General features: G+C 71.4%; 16 protein-coding genes. 12 read left to right on the top strand and 4 right to left on the bottom strand.

Annotated features, from left to right (window positions below; genetic code table 11):
- Window positions 1-700 precede the first annotated feature (700 nt).
- Together E1295_RS28765 and E1295_RS28760 are read left to right on the top strand one after the other, a co-directional pair.
- Complete coding sequence (locus E1295_RS28765) at window positions 701-1261, top strand: hypothetical protein (protein WP_132634587.1); 561 nt, start codon at window positions 701-703, stop codon at window positions 1259-1261.
- Window positions 1262-1367: 106 nt separating this feature from the next.
- On the top strand, window positions 1368-2108 hold the full coding sequence (locus E1295_RS28760) for an isocitrate lyase/PEP mutase family protein (protein WP_132634584.1): 741 nt from the start codon (window positions 1368-1370) through the stop codon (window positions 2106-2108).
- Here E1295_RS28760 and E1295_RS28755 read toward each other — a convergent pair.
- Window positions 2102-3001 carry a ribonuclease Z gene (locus E1295_RS28755; RefSeq protein ID WP_132634582.1) on the bottom strand — a complete coding sequence of 300 codons (900 nt, stop codon included), beginning with the start codon at window positions 2999-3001 and terminating at the stop codon, window positions 2102-2104. The two genes, E1295_RS28760 and E1295_RS28755, sit on opposite strands and share 7 nt — an antisense overlap.
- On the opposite strand from E1295_RS28755, the gene E1295_RS28750 reads away from it, so the two are divergent.
- The 10 genes from E1295_RS28750 (at window position 3000) to E1295_RS28700 (ending at window position 16662) form a co-directional block, all read left to right on the top strand.
- Window positions 3000-3536: a methylated-DNA--[protein]-cysteine S-methyltransferase gene (locus tag E1295_RS28750; protein ID WP_132634580.1), complete on the top strand. Its 537-nt coding sequence runs from the start codon at window positions 3000-3002 to the stop codon at window positions 3534-3536. The two genes, E1295_RS28755 and E1295_RS28750, sit on opposite strands and share 2 nt — an antisense overlap.
- Before the next feature lie 13 nt (window positions 3537-3549).
- On the top strand, window positions 3550-4455 hold the full coding sequence (gene miaA, locus E1295_RS28745) for a tRNA (adenosine(37)-N6)-dimethylallyltransferase MiaA (RefSeq protein WP_132634578.1): 906 nt from the start codon (window positions 3550-3552) through the stop codon (window positions 4453-4455).
- Between the two features lie 9 nt (window positions 4456-4464).
- Entirely contained in the window at window positions 4465-5277 is an 813-nt protein-coding gene (gene dapF, locus E1295_RS28740) for a diaminopimelate epimerase (RefSeq protein ID WP_132634576.1), read from the top strand.
- Between the two features lie 120 nt (window positions 5278-5397).
- The gene (locus E1295_RS28735) at window positions 5398-7674 is read left to right on the top strand and encodes a tetratricopeptide repeat protein (RefSeq protein ID WP_166427452.1); all 2277 of its coding nucleotides are present in this window, start codon (window positions 5398-5400) and stop codon (window positions 7672-7674) included.
- A gap of 34 nt (window positions 7675-7708) precedes the next feature.
- Entirely contained in the window at window positions 7709-8467 is a 759-nt protein-coding gene (locus E1295_RS28730; RefSeq protein WP_220448934.1) for an SDR family NAD(P)-dependent oxidoreductase, read from the top strand.
- Between the two features lie 472 nt (window positions 8468-8939).
- Window positions 8940-11351, top strand: a complete 2412-nt coding sequence (locus E1295_RS28720; RefSeq protein ID WP_132634572.1) for a GcvT family protein — start codon at window positions 8940-8942, stop codon at window positions 11349-11351.
- A complete protein-coding gene (locus E1295_RS28715) occupies window positions 11348-12550 on the top strand; it encodes a sarcosine oxidase subunit beta family protein (RefSeq protein WP_132634570.1) in 1203 nt (400 codons plus the stop codon). The genes E1295_RS28720 and E1295_RS28715 overlap by 4 nt, the downstream gene beginning before the upstream one ends.
- The gene (locus tag E1295_RS28710; RefSeq protein ID WP_132634568.1) at window positions 12550-12792 is read left to right on the top strand and encodes a sarcosine oxidase subunit delta; all 243 of its coding nucleotides are present in this window, start codon (window positions 12550-12552) and stop codon (window positions 12790-12792) included. Before E1295_RS28715 ends, E1295_RS28710 begins: the two co-directional genes overlap by 1 nt.
- Window positions 12789-15932, top strand: a complete 3144-nt coding sequence (locus tag E1295_RS28705) for a 2Fe-2S iron-sulfur cluster-binding protein (RefSeq protein ID WP_132634566.1) — start codon at window positions 12789-12791, stop codon at window positions 15930-15932. The genes E1295_RS28710 and E1295_RS28705 overlap by 4 nt, the downstream gene beginning before the upstream one ends.
- Window positions 15933-16011: 79 nt before the next feature.
- The gene (locus E1295_RS28700) at window positions 16012-16662 is read left to right on the top strand and encodes an HNH endonuclease family protein (protein ID WP_166427451.1); all 651 of its coding nucleotides are present in this window, start codon (window positions 16012-16014) and stop codon (window positions 16660-16662) included.
- Between the two features lie 51 nt (window positions 16663-16713).
- On the opposite strand, the gene E1295_RS28695 is transcribed toward E1295_RS28700, so the two are convergent.
- The 3 genes from E1295_RS28695 to E1295_RS28685 are packed head-to-tail and all read right to left on the bottom strand — an operon-like array spanning window position 16714 to window position 20169.
- Entirely contained in the window at window positions 16714-18309 is a 1596-nt protein-coding gene (locus E1295_RS28695; protein WP_220448933.1) for an ATP-binding protein, read from the bottom strand.
- 49 nt (window positions 18310-18358) lie between these two features.
- Window positions 18359-19276, bottom strand: coding sequence for an alpha/beta hydrolase family protein (locus E1295_RS28690; protein WP_132634564.1), 918 nt, complete (start codon window positions 19274-19276; stop codon window positions 18359-18361).
- The gene (locus E1295_RS28685; RefSeq protein ID WP_132634562.1) at window positions 19273-20169 is read right to left on the bottom strand and encodes an LLM class flavin-dependent oxidoreductase; all 897 of its coding nucleotides are present in this window, start codon (window positions 20167-20169) and stop codon (window positions 19273-19275) included. Before E1295_RS28685 ends, E1295_RS28690 begins: the two co-directional genes overlap by 4 nt.
- Window positions 20170-20275 lie beyond the last annotated feature (106 nt).

Raw genomic sequence — 20275 nt, 5'->3', positions numbered from 1 at the left:
GGGAGCCGCCGACCGGTCGCGGGAGGGCGGAGCGGGGGCGGCCGTACGCCCGGGGATCAGCGCCGGCGGACCCAGGGACGTGGGCCGGCCGGTGGCCGCTGACGGGCGGGCAGGTTCGGGCGCGCCCCAGGGCGGGGTTCCCGTGAGGCCCCAGGACGGGGGTTCTGCGGGGCCCCAGGACGGGGCTCCGGTGACGCCCCGGGACGGGGTTTCCGTGAGGCCCCAAGGCGGGGTTCCCGTGATGGCCCAGGGCGGCGGTACGGGGTGAATCCACGGCGGCGACAGCGGCCCCATCGCGGCGTCGGCGGTCCATGCCCCCGGCGTGTGGAACGTTCCAGGAAAAGGCGTGATCGTTGTCGCTCTTTGTGTCATGTTCGGCGCCCAGAGTGGCGGTTGAGGCGCTATTGATCTTGGGGTGAGCGGTGATTCCTGATCGAATTCGGCGGAGCTTTGCGCGGACGGTTCGGGCGAGCTGGTGAAAGCCAGGAAAATGCCGAGGGTCGCGGTGACGAGTACCCCGGCGGCTCCGGCCAGGGGTGCCAGGCGGGCGCGGCTACCTGGTCTTATGGATCTAAGGGGGGACAAGTCGTGATTCCTTCGTGATTGTTCTGCGAGCATTCCGGTGTTGCCGCTAGTGTGGTCCATCACCCGCGGAAGCCGGTGAGCTTTCCCCGATACGACCGCAGGGAGCTGCAACACCATGCAAGGTTCGCGCGAGCCGGATCACCAGGAGATCCTTTCCGGACCTGGGGACACCCGTTCGTCTACGAGGAATGGGCCCTCGGGTCGCAGGTCCTCGAAGAACAACACGAAGATCGCCATCATCGTCGCCTCGGGGGCGCTCGCTTTCGTGGCGGCGGCCGGCGGCGGCTACCTGCTGGCAGGCAACCCCGCTGATCCCGCGCAGCCCGGAGGTGCTCAGCCCGCCGCGTCGCAGAGCGCCGGCGACGAACAGGAGCTCCAGGGCGACGACGACGCCACCATGGGCGACGCCAAGACGGACGCTCCCGACGACAACCTGCCGACCGGCGACGACGACGGCAGCATGGGCGACGTCGCGACCGATGGCGAAGGCGGTCCCGGCAACGAGGACACCGGCACGACGGGCCGCAACCCGTCCGACGGTGCCAAGCAGAACGACACCGGCAAGAAGAAGCCCGCGACGACCTCCCCGCGCAAGCCCTCGCAGGACGAAGGCGACACCCCGGCGGACGGCCCGGCGGGCCTGGTCAACGGCCAGTGCGCCAGGGGCGGCTGCTGAAAGGTCCAGCTCACCGGCAGGCCGTGTGCCCGGGTGGAAGTGGCTTGCCGTAATTCGCGGGCAATGGACCTTCGGGGATGCCGGAGCGTTTCGTAAGGTCGCCCGCATGACGAGTGACAAGGCGGCCGCGCTACGAGCCCTGCACGTGCCGGGGACCCCTCTGGTCCTGCCCAACGTCTGGGACGTGGCCTCGGCACGCGCCGTACAGGAAACCGGTTTTCCCGCGGTCGCCACCGGCAGCGCCGCCGTCTCCCGCGTGCTCGGCCACGAGGACGGCGAGGGCACCCCGCCCGCCGAGATGATGGCGGCGGTGGCGCGCGTGGCCAGGGCGGTCGACGTTCCCGTCACCGCGGACGTCGAACGCGGTTACGGGCTCGGCGCCGCCGCGCTCGCCGAGGCGCTGGCGGACGCCGGAGCCGTCGGGTGCAACCTGGAGGACTCCGTCCCCGGCACCGGCGAGATGGTCGAGACCGGCGTCCAGGCGGACTTCCTCGCCGAGGTACGCGCCGCCGCGGGGCCCGACCTGGTGATCAACGCCCGGATCGACCTCTACCTGCACGGCCGCGGCGACCGCGCCGCGGCCGTCGAGCGCGGGCGGCGCTATCTGGAGGCGGGAGCCGACTGCGTCTACCCGATCGATCTGGCGGACGAGGAGGAGATCCGGGCGCTGGCGGGCGAGCTGGGCGGGATGGTGAACATCCTCTTCCGGCCCGGAGCCCCTTCTCTCCCGCGCCTGGCCGAGCTGGGGGTGGCCAGGATCAGCTTCGGGTCCGGGCTGCACCGCGCGTCCGACGCCTACGCGCGCGGGTTGTTCGCGAAGGTCATGCAGGGCCGCAGCCCCTACTGACGGCGGCGCGGCACGGGGATCTTCATCAGGTCGCGGGCGAGCACGACCTCGCCGTCGAAGCTGCGCCGCACCTCGGCGGCGAACGACGGCTCCGCGGCGAACCCGTACCGTTCGGAGAAGTGCGTGAGCACCAGCCTGCGCACGCCCGCGTCCGCCGCCACGACCCCCGCCTCGTACGCCGTCAGATGCCCGTACTCCTTGGCCAGCGCGCTCTCCGGCGACAGGAACGTCGACTCGATCACCAGCAGGTCGGCCCCCGACGCCAGCTCGAAGACGGCGTCGCAGAGCCGGGTGTCCATCACGAAGGCCACGCTCTGCCCCGGCCTGGGCTCGCTGCACTCGTCGAGAGTGACGCCGCGTACGCGGCCCGTACGCTGCAGTTCGCCCACCTCGGGGCCGCGGATGCCGTGGGCGGCCAGCCGGTCGGGCAGCATGCGGCGTCCGTCCGGCTCCTGGAGGCGGTAGCCGTAGGACTCGACCGGGTGGGACAGGCGGCGGGCGCTCAGCGGGCCGACGGTGACGGGGTCGCCGTCGAGGGGATGTTCGGAGATGACGGACGTGTCGGCGAACACGGCGGCGTGGCGGAGTTTGCGCCAGTAGGGTGCGCCGGATCCGGGGAAGAGCGCCCGCACCGGGTGCCTGACCCTGTCGCGGGCGATGCGCTGGACCACGCCGGGCACGCCGAGGCAGTGGTCGCCGTGAAAGTGTGTGAGGCAGAGCCAGTGCACGTCGTGGGCGCTGACGCCGGCGAGCACCATCTGCCGCTGCGTGCCCTCGCCCGGGTCGAACAGGAAGCCCTGACCGTCCCAGCGCAGGAGGTAGCCGTTGTGGTTACGGTGTCGGGTAGGGACCGCGCTGGAGGTGCCCAGCACCACGAGTTCACGTGAGGACATGATGCCCGCCGCCGCAGAGACCGCCGCCTTCGCCGAGGTGCCGACGCCCGTCGGCCCGTTCGTGCTGGCCGTCACCGAGACCGGCCTCGCGGCTTCGGGCTGGGCGTCGGCGCGCGGGGCGTGTGCCCGCCTGGCCGAGCGGCTCGGCCTGCCAGAGGTTCATGATGCGGATCGTACGGCCTTCGCGGTCGCGGAGCTGAACGCCTATTTCACCGGAGAGCTGAAGGTCTTCGAGACGCCGATCGACTGGCGCCTGATGTCCGGCTCGCGGCTGCGGGTGCTCCAGGCCCTCCACCAGGTCCCGTACGGCACCGCCGTCACCTATGGCGAGCTGGCCGAACGCAGCGGCTCCAGCGTGCCGGCCAGGGGCATCGGCTCGATCATGGGCTCCAACCCGATCCCGATCTTCGTGCCCTGTCACCGGGTGATCTCGGGCAGCGGCCTGGGCGGTTTCAGCGGCGGCGAGGGCGTGGAGACCAAGCGCCGGCTGCTGACCCACGAGGGTTATCTGCAACCGACGCTGCTCGACCTCTAGCAGACTGGTCGGTGTGAGCCAGCACCCCGTCATCGCCGTCGTGGGCCCCACCGCGGTGGGAAAGTCCGATCTCGCCGTCGATCTCGCGCTCCGGCTGGGGGGCGAGTGCGTCAACGCCGACTCCATGCAGCTCTACCGGGGGATGGACATCGGCACGGCCAAGCTCACCCCGGCCGAGCGGCGCGGGGTCCCGCACCACCTGCTCGACGTCTGGGACGTCACGGTGACGGCCAGCGTGGCCGAATACCAGAAGCTGGCCAGGGCCGTCTTCGACGCCGTGGACGTGCCCGTCCTGGTCGGCGGCAGCGGGCTCTACGTGCGGGCGGCCATCGACGAGCTGGAGTTCCCCGGCACCGACCCGGAGATCAGGGCCAGGCTGGAGGCGGAGCTGGCCGAGCGCGGCCCCGCCCCGCTGTACGAGCGGCTGCGCGGGCTGGACCTGCCCGCCGCGGAGGCGATCCTGCCCAGCAACGGGCGCCGCATCGTCCGCGCGCTTGAGGTAATCGAGCATTCCGGGCGTCCGTTCTCGGCCACGATGCCCTCCTACGAGGCGGTCTATCCGAGCGTGCAGATCGGCATCGAGGTGCCGAGGCCCGTGCTCGACGAGCGCATCGCGGTCAGGGTCGAGCGCATGTGGCGGGCGGGCCTGGTGGACGAGGTGCGGGAACTGCTGGGGAAGGGCCTGGCCGAGGGCCGTACGGCGAGTCGCGCCCTCGGCTACGCCCAGGTCGTCCGCTTCCTGGAGGGCGAGTGGAGCGAGGAGCAGGCGATCGCCGAGACGGTCAGGCTGACCAGGCGCTTCGCCCGTCGTCAGGAGTCGTGGTTCCGCCGTGATCCGCGGGTGTGCTGGCTGCCCTACGACGCCCCCGACCTGCTACAGCGATCCCTCGATCGAATCACCGAGAGCCGGTGTGCATAAACTTCTGAAATGCGCTTTCTCAAGGGGCACGGCACCGAGAACGACTTCGTCATCCTGCCCGATCCCGGCGGCGAGCTGGACGTCTCAGCCTCGCTCGTCGCGAAGATCTGCGACAGGAGGACAGGCATCGGGGCCGATGGTGTGCTGAGGGTCGCGCGCACCAAGCAGAGCCACGAGGTGGCCGAGCAGGCGTCGGCGGCCGAATGGTTCATGGACTACCGCAACGCGGACGGCAGCGTCGCGGAGATGTGCGGCAACGGCGTACGCGTGTTCGTGCGCTACCTGATCGACGCCGGGCTGGTGCAGCAGGCGGAGTTCGCGGTGGCCACCCGGGGCGGCCTGCGCAAGGTCCGCGTCGAGCCGAACGGCGACGTCACGGTCGACATGGGACGGCCCGTCATCCACGGCGAGAGCGTGGCGGCCGTCGGCTGCCACGAGTACACCGGCCTGTACGTCGACATGGGCAATCCGCACCTGGCCTGCGCCATCGGCGACCCCGTGGCCCAGCTCGACCTCACACACCAGCCCGGTTTCGACACGGGGGTCTTCCCCGGTGGCGTCAACATCGAGCTGTTCAACCCGGTGGGCACCAGCCGTGCGGTCATGCGCGTCTTCGAGCGCGGCTCGGGGGAGACCCGCTCGTGCGGCACGGGCGCGGTGGCCACGGCCGTCGCCGCCGCGAACCTGTCGGGCGAGAGCACGGGCACGTGGACGATCGAGGTGGTCGGCGGCACGCTGACGGTGATCCTCGACGAGGACACCAGCTACCTGTCCGGCCCCGCGGTCATCGTGGCGAGCGGCGAGCTGATGATGCCGGAGTGACGTCAGACGGCCGGCGGATTCACGGCGCGGGCCTTTTCGGTCCTCGGCGCCGCGAATCGGACGGGCTGATCGGGCTTCCGCGTTTTGGGCACGCTCGTTGACCTGGCAGACTGGCTGCCCATGGACGTGGACATCTGGGCCTGGGTCGGCGATACCCAGCAGCAGCTTTCTGAGGCGGGCAACGTTGGCCTCGCCATGGCGCTGGGAGACCTTCCCGCACAGGCCTATGAGGGCCGTTACCCGCAGCTCGACGTCATGGCTCCGGCCATCGCGCAGCAGGCAGAGGCCCTGGAGCTGCCCTGGCTCGAGTTCTACGCCCGCTACTGGCACCTGATCGGCCGCATCGGCGACCGGGCCCAGGGCGCGGTCGCGCTCGACGACGCGCAGCAGCTGATGGAGTTCGCTCAGCGCGAAGACGTACGCGAGTGCCCGGCCGCTCCCGCGGCGATCGAGGCGATGGCCATCACGTGGGCCAACGCCGACGGCCCCGGTCACGCGGCCGAGCGGCTCGAACTGCTGGGCGCGCACATCGAGGCGCTGACCCCGGAGAAGCCCGCCTTCACCGGGCTCGTCACGCAATATGTCGCCGCGCTGATCGACGCGGGCCGGCCGGGCGAGGCCGCGACCTACGCCGAGTCGGCCGTCGAGCGGCTGCGGGTCGCCGGTCGCGAGTCGAGCTGGGAGCTCGGCGCCGAGAGCGCCCGCGCGCTGCTGGCCTCCGGCCGCGCCGAGGACGCGCTGCAGGCGTTGCAGGCCGCGGCGGGCTTCGACGCGGACGACCCGGTGGCCAAGGAGCACCGCGACGGTGTGCGCAGGGCGCTGATCCTGGCCACGCTCGACCGCATCGCCGAGGCCGTCGACGCGCTGCCCGACCTCGACGTGGTGGGCGAGCATCCGCGGGTGTTCGTCGAGTGGTCGCAGACCGTCAGCATGCTGGCCGGCTCCGCCCAGATCACCAACACCTGGCAGCTGGGCCGCGTGCTGCGCCAGTGGATCGACTACTTCAGCATGATGGGCGGCTACCGCGCCCGCGTCGAGCTCGCGCTGGTCGCGGGCGAGCTGGCCATCGGCAGGCAGGGCGTCTGGCAGGCCGGTCTGCTGGCCGACCTCGCCGAGTCGGGGCTGCCCGAGCTGCGCGACACCGAAGGGCTGGCCGAGCGCATCGCCGCCCTGCGCGCCACGGCCGAGGCCTCCAGCGAGCCCGAGGCGCCCGGCCCGCTGGAGGAGCGGGTCGGCCTCTTCGACGCCGCCGACGGCTTCAACGCCGACCCGGAGAAGTGGGTGGGCTGGCTGGCCCCGCTGTCCGGGCGCGACCTCGAGGCCACCCGCCGCCACACGACCACGGCCGGTTTCCTCGGCTATCCCGCGACCGGTGCCGACATCTACTGGAAGATGCTGGTCGACTCCGGCGACATCGCCACCGCCGAGGCCGACGACGTGGCCTACCTCACCACGCTGCTCATCGAGGCCCGCCAGGACGAGCGGCTGGAGCAGATGGCCGCGATGTTGCCGCACGACGCCCAATACCTCGCGCTGGCCAGGCTGCACAGCGCCCGCGAGCGCTGGCCCGAGACGCTGGAGGCGGCCGAGCACGCCGTCGCGGCCGGCGCCGGGCTGGAGGCCCGCCGCCTGCTGTCGGGCGCGGCCCAGCAGCTCGACCAGAACGCCAGGGCGGCGGGGGTGCTTCACGAGGTGCTCGACGAACTCGTCGACGAAGACGTCTGGCGCATGATCGTCATGGCGACCGCCGCCGAGGACTGGGAGACCGTGCGCAAGGGCGCGGCCAAGATCGGCATGCCGATCAAGTCCACGGAGGGCCCGATCGAGGAGGAGATGGGCCTCATCAGGGTCATCCTGCCCGCGCCCGACGGCGGCCAGCGTCAGGTGTTGTCGATCCGCACCGGGCCGGCCACCGCCAGGCTGGCGCTGCCGCAGCCGCGCGGCATGGAATACAACGCCGGCGACCTGGTGGTCTTCGACCCGCAGTTGCTGGAGCCGGTGCCGGACGATCCCGAGGAGCAGCAGAACTTCGTGCCGCCCTTCGCCGCGGTCAGCATCCTGCGGCCGGGCGGCTACACCAGCTACTTCTTCGACGGCGCCGCGCCGAGCGAGGAGGACTGGGCGGAGTTCACCGAGGTCATGGCCGAGCGCGGCTGGCCGATGTGGGTCTACAGCGACGAGAACTACACCGTCTCCCACCCGTCCTCGGGTGAGCGGCTGCCCGGCGTGTTCGGCTGGGTCGCAGTGCCGCCCGACGTGTCGCCCAACGAGGTCGACGCCCTGCTCGACGACGCCACCGAGCGGTGGGTGCACCCGCTGGCCTGGCTCGACCTGGCCCGTGAGATCGACGTCGAGGTCGAGCGGCACGAGCGCATCGTCAAGGAATACGGCCTGTAAGGCCCCTGGGGCGTTCGGAAGGACGAGGATCGACGTGCTGGAACGCTTCCGGCTCGACGGCAAGGTGGCCATCGTCACCGGCGCCTCCGCCGGGCTGGGCGTGGCCTTCGCCCAGGGCCTGGCCGAGGCGGGCGCCGACGTCGTGATCGGCGCCCGGCGGGTCGAGCGGCTGGAGCAGACGCGGCGGCTGGTCGAGGAGACCGGCCGCCGGTGCCTGGCCGTGCCGGCCGACGTGTCACGGCCGGAAGACTGCGACGCCCTGGTGGCCGCGGCCGTCGAGGCCATGGGCGGCGTCGACGTGCTGATCAACAACGCCGGCGTCGGCACGGCCGTGCCCGCGCTGCGCGAGACCCCGGAGGAGTTCCGGCAGGTCATCGACACCAACCTGCACGGCACCTACTACATGGCGCAGGCGTGCGCGCGGGTGATGCGGCCCGGCTCGTCGATCGTCAACATCGGTAGCGTGCTCGGCGAGACCACGGCGGGTCTGCCGCAGGCCGCCTACAGCGCGTCGAAGGCGGCGGTGACCGGGCTGACGCGCGACCTCGCGCAGCAGTGGACCGGCCGCCGCGGCATCAGGGTCAACTGCCTGGAGCCGGGCTTCTTCGCCTCAGAGATGACCGAGCAGTACAAACCCGGTTATCTGGAACGCATGGTGGAGTCGCGGGTGGTCATGGACCGCACCGGCGACCCGGCCGAGCTGGTGGCGGCGGCGGTCTTCCTGGCCAGCGACGCGTCCTCCTACATCACCGGGGTGACGCTGCCGGTGGACGGCGGGATACTGATCACCTAGGCCCCGCCACGAGGTCGCTCCGGGCGGTGAGGAAACCCGCGTGGAAGCGGGTCCTCGCGCCCAGCCGCTCGCACAACACCTGCACCCGGCGCTGCACCGTGCGCGGGGTGCTCGAACGCCGGCGGGCTGTAGATGCCGCGGTGGGGCTCCCTGGCGGGCCGCGCGCTGCCGGTTCTCCCGGTCGTCGCCGATGTCCACCGCGTACGGGGGGTGCACGAGCACGAGCATCTCCCGGGTGGCGTCACGTTCGAGCTGCAGGTAGGGCGGGCCACCGCGTCGCGGCCGGTCACCACCTCCAGCACCTCCTCGGGCTGCGGTCCACCGCGCGCGTCGGGCAGCGGTCTACCACCGCTTTCGATGGGGAAAGTTCGCGGTGTACCGGAAAGCCGCTCTTGTTCCCGAGGTACGCATGGCCCTATGTTCGTTGCGTAGTGCGGTGTGTGTTGCGTATTAAGGAACAACCGGAGGCGCCATGAGTGGACCCCGTTTGGTGATCGTAGGTGCCGGGATCGTGGGGTGTGCTCTCGCCGACGAGCTCACCGAGCGGGGGTGGGCCGACGTCACGGTGCTCGACCAGGGGCCGCTCTTCGCCGCAGGCGGCTCCAGCAGCCACGCCCCCGGCCTGGTCTTCCAGACGAACCCGTCGAAGACGATGACCGAGTTCGCCTCCTACACCGTGCGCAAGTACACCGCGCTGGGAGAGAGCTGTTTCCGCCAGGTCGGCGGCCTGGAGGTGGCCACCACCCAGGAACGCTGGGACGACCTGCACCGTAAGCACGGCTGGGCGCAGTCGTGGGGCGTCGAGGGGGAGCTGGTCGACGCCGGGCGGTGCGCGGAGCTGTGGCCGCAGCTCGACAAGGACCAGGTGCTCGGCGGCCTGTACGTGCCGAGCGACGGCCTGGCGAGGGCGGTCGCCTGCGGTCAGGCGCAGGCGGAGCGGGCCACGCAGCGCGGGGCGAGGTTCCTGCCCGGCCACACGGTGGTGGGCGTCGAGCAGGCGGGCGGCCGGGTGACCGGCGTCGCGGTCGAGACCTCTGACGGGCGCCGGACGATCCCCGCCGACGTGGTGGTGTGCGCGGCCGGGTTCTGGGGGCCGTCGATCGGCGCGATGGCCGGGCTGACCGTGCCGCTGCTGCCGCTGGCCCACCAGTACGCCAAGTCGGGCCCCCTCGCACCCCGGCCGCAGGGGCCCATCCTGCGTCACCAGGACCGCGACCTCTACTTCCGCCGGCACGGCGACCGCATCGGCATCGGCTCCTACGCCCACAGGCCCATGCCGGTCACCCAGGACGAGATCGGCCCCCGCTCGACCACGATGCCGTCGGTGCAGGCGTTCACCGAGGAGGACTTCGACCCCGCCTGGCGCGACGCGGTCGACCTGCTGCCCGAGCTGGCCGAGTCGAAGTACGAGGAGGGCATCAACGGCGTCTTCTCCTTCACGCCCGACGGGTTCCCGCTGATCGGCGAGGCGCCGCACCTTGAGGGGTTCTGGCTGGCCGAGGCCGTGTGGGTGACCCACTCGGCGGGGGTGGCGCGGGCGGTGGCCGAGGTGCTCGTGGAGGAGCGCTCGTCGGTGGACCTGCACGAATGCGAGCTGGGCAGGTTCGAGCAGGCGCAGTTGTCGCCGGCGTTCGTCGAGGAGCGCGGCAAACAGAACTTCGTCGAGGTCTACGACGTCATCCATCCGCTGCAGCCGATGGAGTCGCCGCGGCCGCTGCGCACCAGCCCGTTCCACCCGCGCCAGCGGGAACTGGGCGGCTTCTTCCTGGAGGCGTCGGGGTGGGAGCGGCCGCACTGGTTCGAGGCCAACGCGCCGCTGCTGGAAGACCTCGTACGCCGCACGGACGAGCCCCTTCCGATCTTGGGGGCCGAGCAGCGGGACGCGTGGGCGAGCCGCTACTGGTCGCCGATCGCCGCCGCGGAGTCGTACGCGACCAGGGAGCGGGTGGCGCTCTACGACATGACGCCGCTCAAGCGCATCGAGGTCAGCGGGCCGGGGGCGGCGGCGTTCCTGCAGCGTATGACCACGAACAACGTGGACAAGAAGCCCGGCTCGGTCACCTACACCCTGCTGCTCGACGTCAAGGGCGGGATCAGGAGCGACCTCACGGTGGCGCGGCTGGACGAGGAGACCTTCCAGGTCGGCGCGAACGGCAACCTCGACCTGGAGTGGCTGACCCGGCACGCGCCCGGCGGGGTGCGGGTGCGCGACCTGACGCCCGGCACGTGCTGCGTGGGCGTGTGGGGCCCGCAGGCCAGGGAGCTGGTGCAGGGGCTCACGGACATGGACCTGGCGCACGAGAGCTTCCGCTACTTCACCTGCCGGTCCGGATACGTCGGTCACGTGCCGGTGCTCGCGATGCGCGTCTCCTACGTGGGCGAGCTGGGCTGGGAGCTCTACACCACCGCCGACATGGGGCTGAAGCTGTGGGACACGCTCTGGTCGCCCGGAGTGACGACCGCCGGCGGACGGGCCGCGTTCAACAGCCTGCGGCTGGAGAAGGGCTACCGGCTCTGGGGCGTCGACATGACCACGGAGCACAACCCGTACGAGGCGGGGCTGGCCTTCGCGGTCAGGACGGACAAGGACTTCGTCGGCCGGGACGCGCTGACGACCGACGTCACGCGCAGGCTGGTGCCACTGCTCAGCGCCGAGGTGGTCATGGGCAAGGAGCCCGTACGGCATGAGGGTCGCACGGTCGGGTACGTCACCAGCGCGGCGTACGGGCACACCATCCAGCGGCCGATCGCGTACGCGTGGCTGCCCGCCGAGCTGGCCGAGCCCGGGACGCACGTAGAAATTTCCTACTTCGGCCGCCGCGTCCCCGCGGAGGTCGCCAAGGAGCCCCTGTTCGACCCCGGGATGGAGAAGATCAGACGTTGACCCACCCCGACTTCCTCTGGCGCAACCCGGAGCCCAGACCCGCCTACGACGTCGTCATCGTCGGAGGCGGCGGCCACGGCCTGGCCACCGCCTACTACCTGGCGAAGAACCACGGCCTGACCAACGTCGCCGTGCTCGAACGCGGCTGGCTGGCCGGCGGCAACATGGCCCGCAACACCACGATCATCCGCTCCAACTACCTGTGGGACGAGAGCGCCGCGATCTACGAGCACTCGCTCAGGCTGTGGGAGGGGCTGAGCGACGAGCTGGACTACGACCTGCAGTTCAGCCAGCGCGGCGTGCTCAACCTCGCGCACAACCTGAGCGACGTGCGCGAGGGCCGGCGCCGGGTCAACGCCAACCGGCTCAACGGCGTGGACGCCGAGTGGCTCGACGCGGACGAGGTCAAGAAGTTCTGCCCGATCATCAACGTCTCCGACCGGGCCCGCTATCCCGTCATGGGCGCCACCCTGCAGCGGCGCGGCGGCATCGCCAAGCACGACCACGTGGCCTGGGCCCTGGCCCGCCAGGCGGACGCGTACGGCGTCGACCTCATCCAGGGCTGCGAGGTCACCGGCTTCGAGCTCACGGGCAACCGGGTCACGGCCGTGGAGACCTCGCTCGGGCGCATCGCGGCGGGAAAGGTCGCGCTGGCGGCGGCCGGGCACACCTCCGTGCTCGCCGAGCGGGCCGGGATCCGCCTGCCGCTGCAGTCGCACCCGCTCCAGGCGCTGGTGTCGGAGCTGCTGGAGCCGGTGCTCGACTGCGTGGTCATGTCGAACGCCGTGCACGTGTACGTCAGCCAGGCGCACAAGGGCGAGCTGGTCATGGGGGCGGGCATCGACGCGTACAACTCCTACGGGCAGCGCGGCGGCGTGCACGTCATCGAGGCGCAGATGGCGGCGGCGCTGGAGTTGTTCCCGGTCTTCAGCCGGGTGCGGGTGCTGCGCACCTGGGCCGGGATCGTCGACGTCTCTCCTGACGCCTCGCCCATCATCGGGCCGACCCCCGTTGAAGGGCTCTACGTCAACGCGGGCTGGGGCACCGGCGGCTTCAAGGCGACCCCGGGGGCGGGCTGGGTCTACGCCCACACGCTGGCCCACGACCGGCCGCATCCGCTGGCGCAGCCGTACGGGCTCGACAGGTTCACGACGGGGGCGCTCATCGACGAGCACGGCGCGGCGGCGGTGGCGCACTGATGTTGCTGATCGACTGCCCGCACTGCGGGCCCCGCGACGAGAACGAGTTCCACTACGGCGGCCAGGCCGGCATCGCCTGCCCCACCGGCGAGGTGACGGACGAGCAGTGGGCCGCGTACGTGTTCGTGCGCGACAACCCCAAGGGCTGGTTCCACGAGCGATGGTTCCACGTGCACGGCTGCCGGGCCTGGTTCACGGTCGAACGCCACACGGTCACCCACGAGATCAGGAAGCCACGATGAGGTTCACGTTCGACGGCCGCCCGATGACGGGCGAGCCGGGTGACACGCTGGCCGCCGCGCTGCTGCGCAACGGGGTGCGGGTGGTCGGCCGCAGCGTCGACCTCGGCCGCCCGCGCGGCATCTTCACGGCCGGCCCCGAGGAACCGAACGCGCTGGTCCGCGTGGGCGCCGACCCGATGCTCGCGGCCACCACCGTGGAGCTCCTCGACGGGCTGGAGGCGCACAGCCTGCGCGGCAAGGGCCGGGTCGACCTCGACGCGGTGGACGAGCGCCGCTGCGACAAGGGCTACCTGCACTGTGACGTGCTGGTGGTCGGCGGCGGACCGGCCGGGCTGGCCGCGACCGTCGCGGCGGGACGGGCGGGGGCGCGGGTGATCCTCGTGGACGACCAGCCCCGGCTCGGCGGCGACCTGCTGAACAGCCGCCTGCTCCTGGACGGCGCTCCCGCGCTCGACTGGGTGGCCGGCCTCGACCTGCCCGCCCGGGTGCTCACCAGGACGACGGCCGTCGGCTACTACGACCACAACTACGTGGTCGCCGTGGAGCGGCGGGCCCGCGGCGAGCGGCTGTGGCACATCAGGGCGGGTCGCGTGGTGCTGGCCACGGGCGCCCACGAGCGCTCGGTCGCCTTCCCCGGCAACGACCGGCCCGGCGTGATGCTGGCCGCGTCCGCCCGCGCCTACGCCAACCGTTACGGCGTGCGGGCCGGACGGCGGGCGGTGGTGTTCGCCTGCGCCGACTCCGGCTACGAGGCGGCGCGGGACCTCGTCGCGGCCGGGGTGGACGTGCTCGCCGTCGTCGACCCGCGTCCTTCCGGCCTGCCCGCGGACGTGGAGATCCTGGCCGGGCAGGTGGTGACGGGGACGAGCGCCGACGAGGAGGGCGTGCTCACCGGCGTCCAGGTGGGATCCCGGCACTTCGACGCCGACCTGCTGGCCGTCGCCGGCGGCTGGAACCCGGCCGTGCACCTGTTCAGCCAGTCCGGGGGCCGCACCAGGTACGACGAGGAGCTCGCGGCGTTCGTGCCCGGCACGTCGGCACAGGGCGAGCGGTCGGCCGGGGCCTGCCGGGGCCTGTACGTCACGCGCGAGGCCATCGCCGACGGCTACGCCGCGGGAGCCGAGGCCGCCGGACAGACCGTGCCGGCGCAGGATCACGGCGCCGCCGGGCCAGGCGTGCCGGACCTGCGCGTGCCGGAGTGCGACGAGCGGACCCCGCGGCGGCCGGCCGCCCTGTGGCTCGTCGAGAGGGCCCCGGGCAGCGAGCCCGCCTTCGCGGACCTGCACCGGGACGTGACCGTGACCGACCTGGCGAGGGCCACGGCCACCGGGATGCGCTCGGTGGAGCACGTCAAGCGCTACACCACCGCCGGCACCGGCGCCGACCAGGGCAAGACCTCGGGCGCGGTCGTGGTGGGCGTCATGTCCGCGCTGCTCGGCGCAGCGCCCGGCCAGGTCGGTACGACCACGTTCCGGCCGCCGTACACGCCCGTGTCCTTCGCCACCCTCGCGGGACGCGACCGCGGCGCGCTGTCCGACCCCGTCAGGACGACCGCCCCGCACGACGCGCACGTGGCGCGCGGAGCGGTGTTCGAGGACGTCGGCCAGTGGAAACGCCCCCGCTACTTTCCCCAGGACGGCGAGGACATGGAGGCCGCCGTGCGGCGCGAGTGCCACGCGGCCCGCACCGCCGTCGCCGCCATGGACGCCTCCACCCTCGGCAAGATCGACATCAGGGGCGCGGACGCGGGCGAGTTCCTCGACCGCGTCTACACGAACCTGTACTCCACGCTCGCCGTCGGCGCCTGCCGCTACGGCGTGATGTGCGGGGCCGACGGCATGGTCTTCGACGACGGCACCACGACCAGGCTCGCCGACGACCACTACCTGACGACCACGACCACGGGCAACGCCGCCGCGGTGCTCGACTGGATGGAGGAGTGGCGGCAGACGGAGTGGCCGGATCTGGACGTGTCGTTCACCTCGGCCACCGACCACTGGGCGACGGTCGCCGTCGTGGGACCCCGCGCCCGCGAGGTCATCGCGGTGGTCGCGCCGGAGGCGGTGGAGCTGGCGTTCATGCGGTACGCGAGCGTGCCGGTGCTGGGCGTGGGCGGCCGGGTCTTCAGGATCAGCTTCTCCGGCGAGCTGGCCTACGAGGTCAACGTGCCGTGGCGGTACGGCAGGGCGCTGTGGGAGGCGGTGCTGGAGCTGGGCGCGGTGCCGTACGGGACCGAGACCATGCACGTGCTGCGGGCGGAGAAGGGATTCGCGATCGTCGGGCAGGAGACCGACGGGACGGTGACCCCGCAGGACCTCGGCATGGGATGGATCGTCTCCAAGCGCAAGCCGGACTTCGTCGGCAAACGCTCACACTCACGGCCCGACACCGCGCGCCCCGACCGCAAGCGCCTGGTCGGCCTGCTCGCCGACGATCCGGACGCGCTCGTCGAGGAGGGCGCCCAGCTGACCGAGGCAGGTGTCGCGCCGATGCTCGGCCACGTCACCTCCAGCTACCACAGCGCCGCGCTCGGCCGCACGTTCAGCCTGGCCCTGGCGAGGAACGTGACCCCCGGCGACCGGCTCACGGCGGTGTCCGGGGACGCGGTGCAGCCGGTGACCGTCGTGGAGCCCGTCCTCTACGACCCGGACAACACCCGCCGCGACGGCGACCCGCTGCCGGAGCCGCCGGCGGCGTACAGGGGGGACTGCCGGTCGGAGAGCCCGGCTGCCGCGTTCGCCGAGCGTTTCGAGGCGGTGAGCACGTCGCGGGTGCGCCTGCGCGAGGTGCCGTTCGTCCCGATGTGGGAGGTGCGTGGCGCGGATCCGGGCACGGGCCTGCGGCTGGGCCCCGACTGGTGGCTGGTGGCCGGGGACGTCCCGCCGCGTCCCGGCTGGGTGGACGTGTCGGGGCAGCGTACGGTGCTGGAGCTCGCCGGGCCCGCCGCCTACGACGTGCTCATCACCGGCTGTCCGATCGACCTGGACCCGTCGGTCTTCCCGGGGCACGCCCAGACCCTGCTGGCCAGGACCTCGGTGATACTTGAGCGGCTATCGCCTGAAAAGTACCGGATCTACGTGAGATCATCTTTCGCTAAGTACCTGGCAGAGTGGCTGATCGATGCCCTGGAGGCTTCATAAGAGCCATTGATGGGCATTTCTATCCCTAGACTTTACGCAAACAAGGTCCGGGGGTGGCGTGGTGGGGGTTCGGGGAGTCATGGCCGGTCTGGCCGTGTCGGGGATGCTCGCCGGATGCGGCGGGCTGACCGTGCAGTCGGCGGGCCAGCACGTGGAGAAGGCGGACAAGGTCTCGGTGTCGGAGGCCCGCTCGAAGCTCGACGGGCTCGACGTCAAGGGCCGCGCCCCGAAGACCGGCTTCGACCGCGACGAATTCGGCCCCGCCTGGTCGGACGTCGACCACAACGGCTGCGACACCCGTAACGACATCCTCAAGCGCGACCTCGAAGGCGAGACGTTCAAGCCGGGCACCCACGACTGCGTCGTCCTGACCGGCACGCTCGAAGACCCGTTCAGCGGCAGGACCATCGAGTTCAAACGCGGCCAGGACACCAGTTCCAAGGTCCAGATCGACCACCTCGTGCCGCTGTCGGACGCCTGGCAGAAGGGCGCGCAGCAGTGGTCGAAGACCAAGCGCAAGGAGTTCGCCAACGACCCGCTCAACCTGCTGGCCGTGGACGGGCCGCTCAACGGGCAGAAGAGCGACTCCGACGCCGCCACCTGGCTGCCGCCGCGCAAGGCGTACCGGTGCGCCTACATCAGCCGGCAGATCGACGTGAAGGCCAAGTACGACGTGTGGGTGACCAAGGCGGAGAAGCAGGCCATGGAGACCATTCTCGACGGCTGCTGACCGATGGCCGGGGTCCGGTCGTGATGAACATGGCCCGCTGACCCGGTCGTACTATCCCCGCAGAACGGTGACCTGGCGGCCGGACGGTGTGGTCGCCTGCTCGAAACTGCCGCGGTCCTTCCACGGAGGGGCTTCGGGGCGGCGGTCGAAGATGACCAGCACGCCGGTGGTGAGGGTGAGGCGGTCGAGGTAGCGGTCGAGCTGGGCGAGGCCTTCGGGTTTCGGGTCGTTTTCTCCGGCTCGCCAGACCTTGAGCTCCATGGCCTCGCGTTGTATCAGGCGCTCGCCGTCGGGACCGGTGTGAGGCCAGCGGATCAGGACGTCGAGGCGTTTGGTGCCGGCGGCGTATTCGCGGTCGAGGTAGCCGCCGCCGTTGACCAGGCGGTGCAGGAAGGCCATGAGGATGATCTGGCAGGCGGCTTCGTGGTAGCCCTCCTGCTGGATGAGGACCTCGCCGTGCTCGCGCCAGAACACGACGAACTCCTCCAGCAGGCGTGCCAGGTCGAAGCGGCCGTCGGGGAGCACGAAGCTGTGCGGGTCGGCGTGGATGTTCTGTTCGGTCAGATCGCCCAGCACGCGCAGGATGACCTCGCGGTAGATGGGGTTGGCCACCTGAGGCGGAGGCTTCTGTGTGATCAGGCCCAGATCGCGGGCGTAGGACAGGTCGTCGGTGATATGGCGGTCGGTGTAGTGGGCACCGGCCACGATCGGTTCCATCACCCGCTTGACCCGGGGCTCGTGCAGCCGGGCGGCCAGGGCGTCCAAATGGGTGGCACGCGCCCGGATCAGCCGCTCCTTGGCATCCTCCACCTGCTCGGAGACGATGGCGCCGGTCACCCCCATGTTGAAGGTGATCTCGTGGGCGATGGCGTTGACCAGCCACGGCTGGCCCTGGGTCAGCTCGAAGACCCGGTCGATCGCGTCCTTGGTGAACTCCTGGCCGGTGGCCTGGGTGTGCTGGTCGTAGAGTTCGGCGATCTGGTCGGCGGTGAAGTCGCCCAGCCGCAGTGACTCGGTGACGATGTTGAACGGGCTGGTGGGATTGCACCGGCCGGGGTCGGCGCCCACAGCGGTCTTGTAGTCACGGACGTCACGTAGCCCGCACAGGATCACGGACGTGGGGAACGGGTGCCCCTCGGGCCGGGCGTTGTGGCCGTCACGGAGCTGGCAGAGGAAGCTGATCAGGCTGTCGCCCTGCAGGGCGTCGATCTCGTCGAAGAACAGCACCACCCGGCGTGGGCTGCGGCGGCACCACTCGCTCAGCGCGACATCGATGCGGCTGCCCGGCGTGGCCTGCGGCCAGGGGTCCGGCGGCAGCAGCTCGTCCGGCCAGCCCGACCGCCTGGCCGCCGCACGGATCGAGTCGAGCAGCATCGACTCCCCCCACCCGACGTCGTCGCGGGCCACCTTGGCCCGTTCGCAGGAGAACACCAGAGCCGCGACCTCGCCTTCGGCCGTCAGCTCGGACGCCAGAGTGCGCAGCGCGGTGGTCTTGCCGGTCTGCCGGGGCGCGTGGACCACGAAGTAGCGGTCCATGTCGATCAGCGCTCGCGCCTCCGGCAGCCGAGGTGTGGGCGGCAGCATGTAGTGCTGCCGGGGGTCGCACGGACCCGCGGTGTTGAAGGACATCGCTCGGGGTGGGTGCATGGTCACATACTGTCATCATTCCTTGTGCCGTGCGGCACTGGTGCTCTGTCTACTTGCTCCGGAGGCTGCCCAGCGGGCTGAAATCTTCCTCCAGCGCCGTCTTCCAGCCGGTGTCCTCGGAGCAGAGGACACTGCGTAGGTAGGCGGTGGTGAGCCGCTGGATCAGGGCGACGCGGGCCGGATGCTCGTCGGTCGTCTCGGCGGCCTCGTACCCGGAGATGCCCCCGAGCGAATGCTCCGCCCCCGACAGCGTGAGCAGGCTCTTGCTCCCGGGACTGTGCACGTAGGAGTCGGTGAACCAGTCGGGGCCGCGCGTGGACAGTGCGGACTGGTCCTTGTCCCCCGCGACGATGAGCGCGGGGGTGGTCATGTCGCCGAAGTACGGCCTCATGGAGGGGAAGTGCTCGGCCGCGAACGGGGTCAGGTCGTCGCCGAGGCCCGTGAGGGCGAACAGCACGCCCGCCTTGACCCGGGGGTCGGACATGTCCTCCCCGGGAACACCGCCGGAGCCGAGGACCCGCGCGCCCAGCAGTGCGCTCGCGCTCTGGGCTCCCCAGGAGTGGCCCGCCACGGCGATGCGGCTGCGGTCGATGCGTCCCCCGAGTCCCGGTACGGCCGCTTCGAGGAGGTCGAGCCCGTCGAGAGCGCGCTTGAGGTCCTCGATGCGAAAACGCCAGATCCGTGGTGTACGGGGATCCTTGGGCGGGAGGCCGAGCGTCCGGGACTCGAGGTGGGTGGGCCGCAGCACCACGAACCCATGAGCGGCCCAGTGGTCCGCCAGCGGGGCATAGCCGTGCATCGACTGGCCGTAGCCGTGCGAGAACACGACGACGGGCAGCCCGGTGCCGGTCACGGGGGCGGACACGTGGACCTGGAGGTCCTCGCCGCGGCCCGGCGCGGGCAGGACGACCGGCTTCACCGAGACGACCGGTGCGGGGGAGCCGGCCGTGAGATCTGTTTCCGTCATGAGAGCGGTCTCTCCTTCTGGCGGTTCTTGACGATGAGCTCGTCGGCGACCCACCGTGCGACGCCGGCGGGATAGGGCGGCATGAGCCCGAGGACGATGTGGGTGAAGCCGGCGTCGATGGCCTCGGCGATCGAGTCGCGGGTGAGGTCGGGCTGGTCGTAGGAGACGGGCAGGTGGATCGAGCGGATGATCGAGGCGGGGTCGCGGCCGATCTCGCCGCAGTAGCGGTCCAGCAGCTCGCTGCGGCTGACGACGTCCTTCATGTCGCCGCCGGGGATGTTCCACAGGTCGGCGTGCTGGGCGGCCACGCGCAGCGTCGCGGAGGCACGCCCGCCGATGAGGATGGGCGGGTGGTGGCGCTGGACGGGCTTGGGGTTGCCGTACGCGCCGGTGACCTGGATGTACGTGCCGTGGAAGTCGAACGGTTCCTGCTCCGTCCACACCCGCCGGATCACCGTGCACGCCTCCGCGAGGCTGCCCACGGCGTGGGCGGTGTCGTGGAAGGGCAGGCCGTGGGCTTCGTACTCGCGGTGGGCCAGTGGCCAGCTGGGACGTGAGCCGGCGCCGATGCCGAAGTCGAGCCGTCCGCCGGAGACGACGTCCACGGTCGTCGCGATCTTGGCCAGTAACGCCGGTGGGCGGATGCGGTTGCTGGTCACCATCACGCCGAGCCGCAGCCGCCGGGTCTGCGCGGCGAGGGCGGAGAGCAGCGTCCAGCCCTCGTAGATGGTGCCGTCGGGGGCGCCGAAGATGGGCAGAAGGTGGTCGAACAACCAGGCGTGTTCGATCTCGGGGATCTCGTCCGCCTCGCGCCAGACCCGGAGGATGTCGTGGTAGTCGACCTGGGACGGAGCGGTCATGAGACCGAAGCGGGGTCTCGTGGTGTGGAGCATGAGGCGCTGGCCCTTCCGGGGGTGTAAGCGGAACAGTTCTCCGGTGTGTGGTCGGTCGCCCGTCGTAGTGGTCCCGTGCGCCTGCACGGTCCGGGAGTGCCGCCCC

It is taken from the genome of Nonomuraea mesophila (genome assembly GCF_004352805.1).
In the GTDB taxonomy this organism is placed as follows: Bacteria; Actinomycetota; Actinomycetes; order Streptosporangiales; family Streptosporangiaceae; genus Nonomuraea; species Nonomuraea longispora.
Note: the sequence above shows the minus strand (reverse complement) of the source record. Positions and strands in the feature narration are given on the sequence as shown.

Coding starts and splice junctions, on each gene's coding strand:
- E1295_RS28755 (WP_132634582.1), bottom strand. CDS start 3,001: ATGTCCTCACGTGAACTCGTGGTGCTGGGCACCTCCAGCGCGGTCCCT.
- dapF (WP_132634576.1), top strand. CDS start 4,465: ATGCGCTTTCTCAAGGGGCACGGCACCGAGAACGACTTCGTCATCCTG.
- E1295_RS28705 (WP_132634566.1), top strand. CDS start 12,789: ATGAGGTTCACGTTCGACGGCCGCCCGATGACGGGCGAGCCGGGTGAC.
- E1295_RS28695 (WP_220448933.1), bottom strand. CDS start 18,309: ATGCACCCACCCCGAGCGATGTCCTTCAACACCGCGGGTCCGTGCGAC.
- E1295_RS28690 (WP_132634564.1), bottom strand. CDS start 19,276: ATGACGGAAACAGATCTCACGGCCGGCTCCCCCGCACCGGTCGTCTCG.
- E1295_RS28750 (WP_132634580.1), top strand. CDS start 3,000: ATGATGCCCGCCGCCGCAGAGACCGCCGCCTTCGCCGAGGTGCCGACG.
- E1295_RS28720 (WP_132634572.1), top strand. CDS start 8,940: ATGAGTGGACCCCGTTTGGTGATCGTAGGTGCCGGGATCGTGGGGTGT.
- E1295_RS28735 (WP_166427452.1), top strand. CDS start 5,398: ATGGACGTGGACATCTGGGCCTGGGTCGGCGATACCCAGCAGCAGCTT.
- E1295_RS28685 (WP_132634562.1), bottom strand. CDS start 20,169: ATGCTCCACACCACGAGACCCCGCTTCGGTCTCATGACCGCTCCGTCC.
- E1295_RS28700 (WP_166427451.1), top strand. CDS start 16,012: ATGGCCGGTCTGGCCGTGTCGGGGATGCTCGCCGGATGCGGCGGGCTG.
- E1295_RS28765 (WP_132634587.1), top strand. CDS start 701: ATGCAAGGTTCGCGCGAGCCGGATCACCAGGAGATCCTTTCCGGACCT.
- E1295_RS28710 (WP_132634568.1), top strand. CDS start 12,550: ATGTTGCTGATCGACTGCCCGCACTGCGGGCCCCGCGACGAGAACGAG.
- E1295_RS28760 (WP_132634584.1), top strand. CDS start 1,368: ATGACGAGTGACAAGGCGGCCGCGCTACGAGCCCTGCACGTGCCGGGG.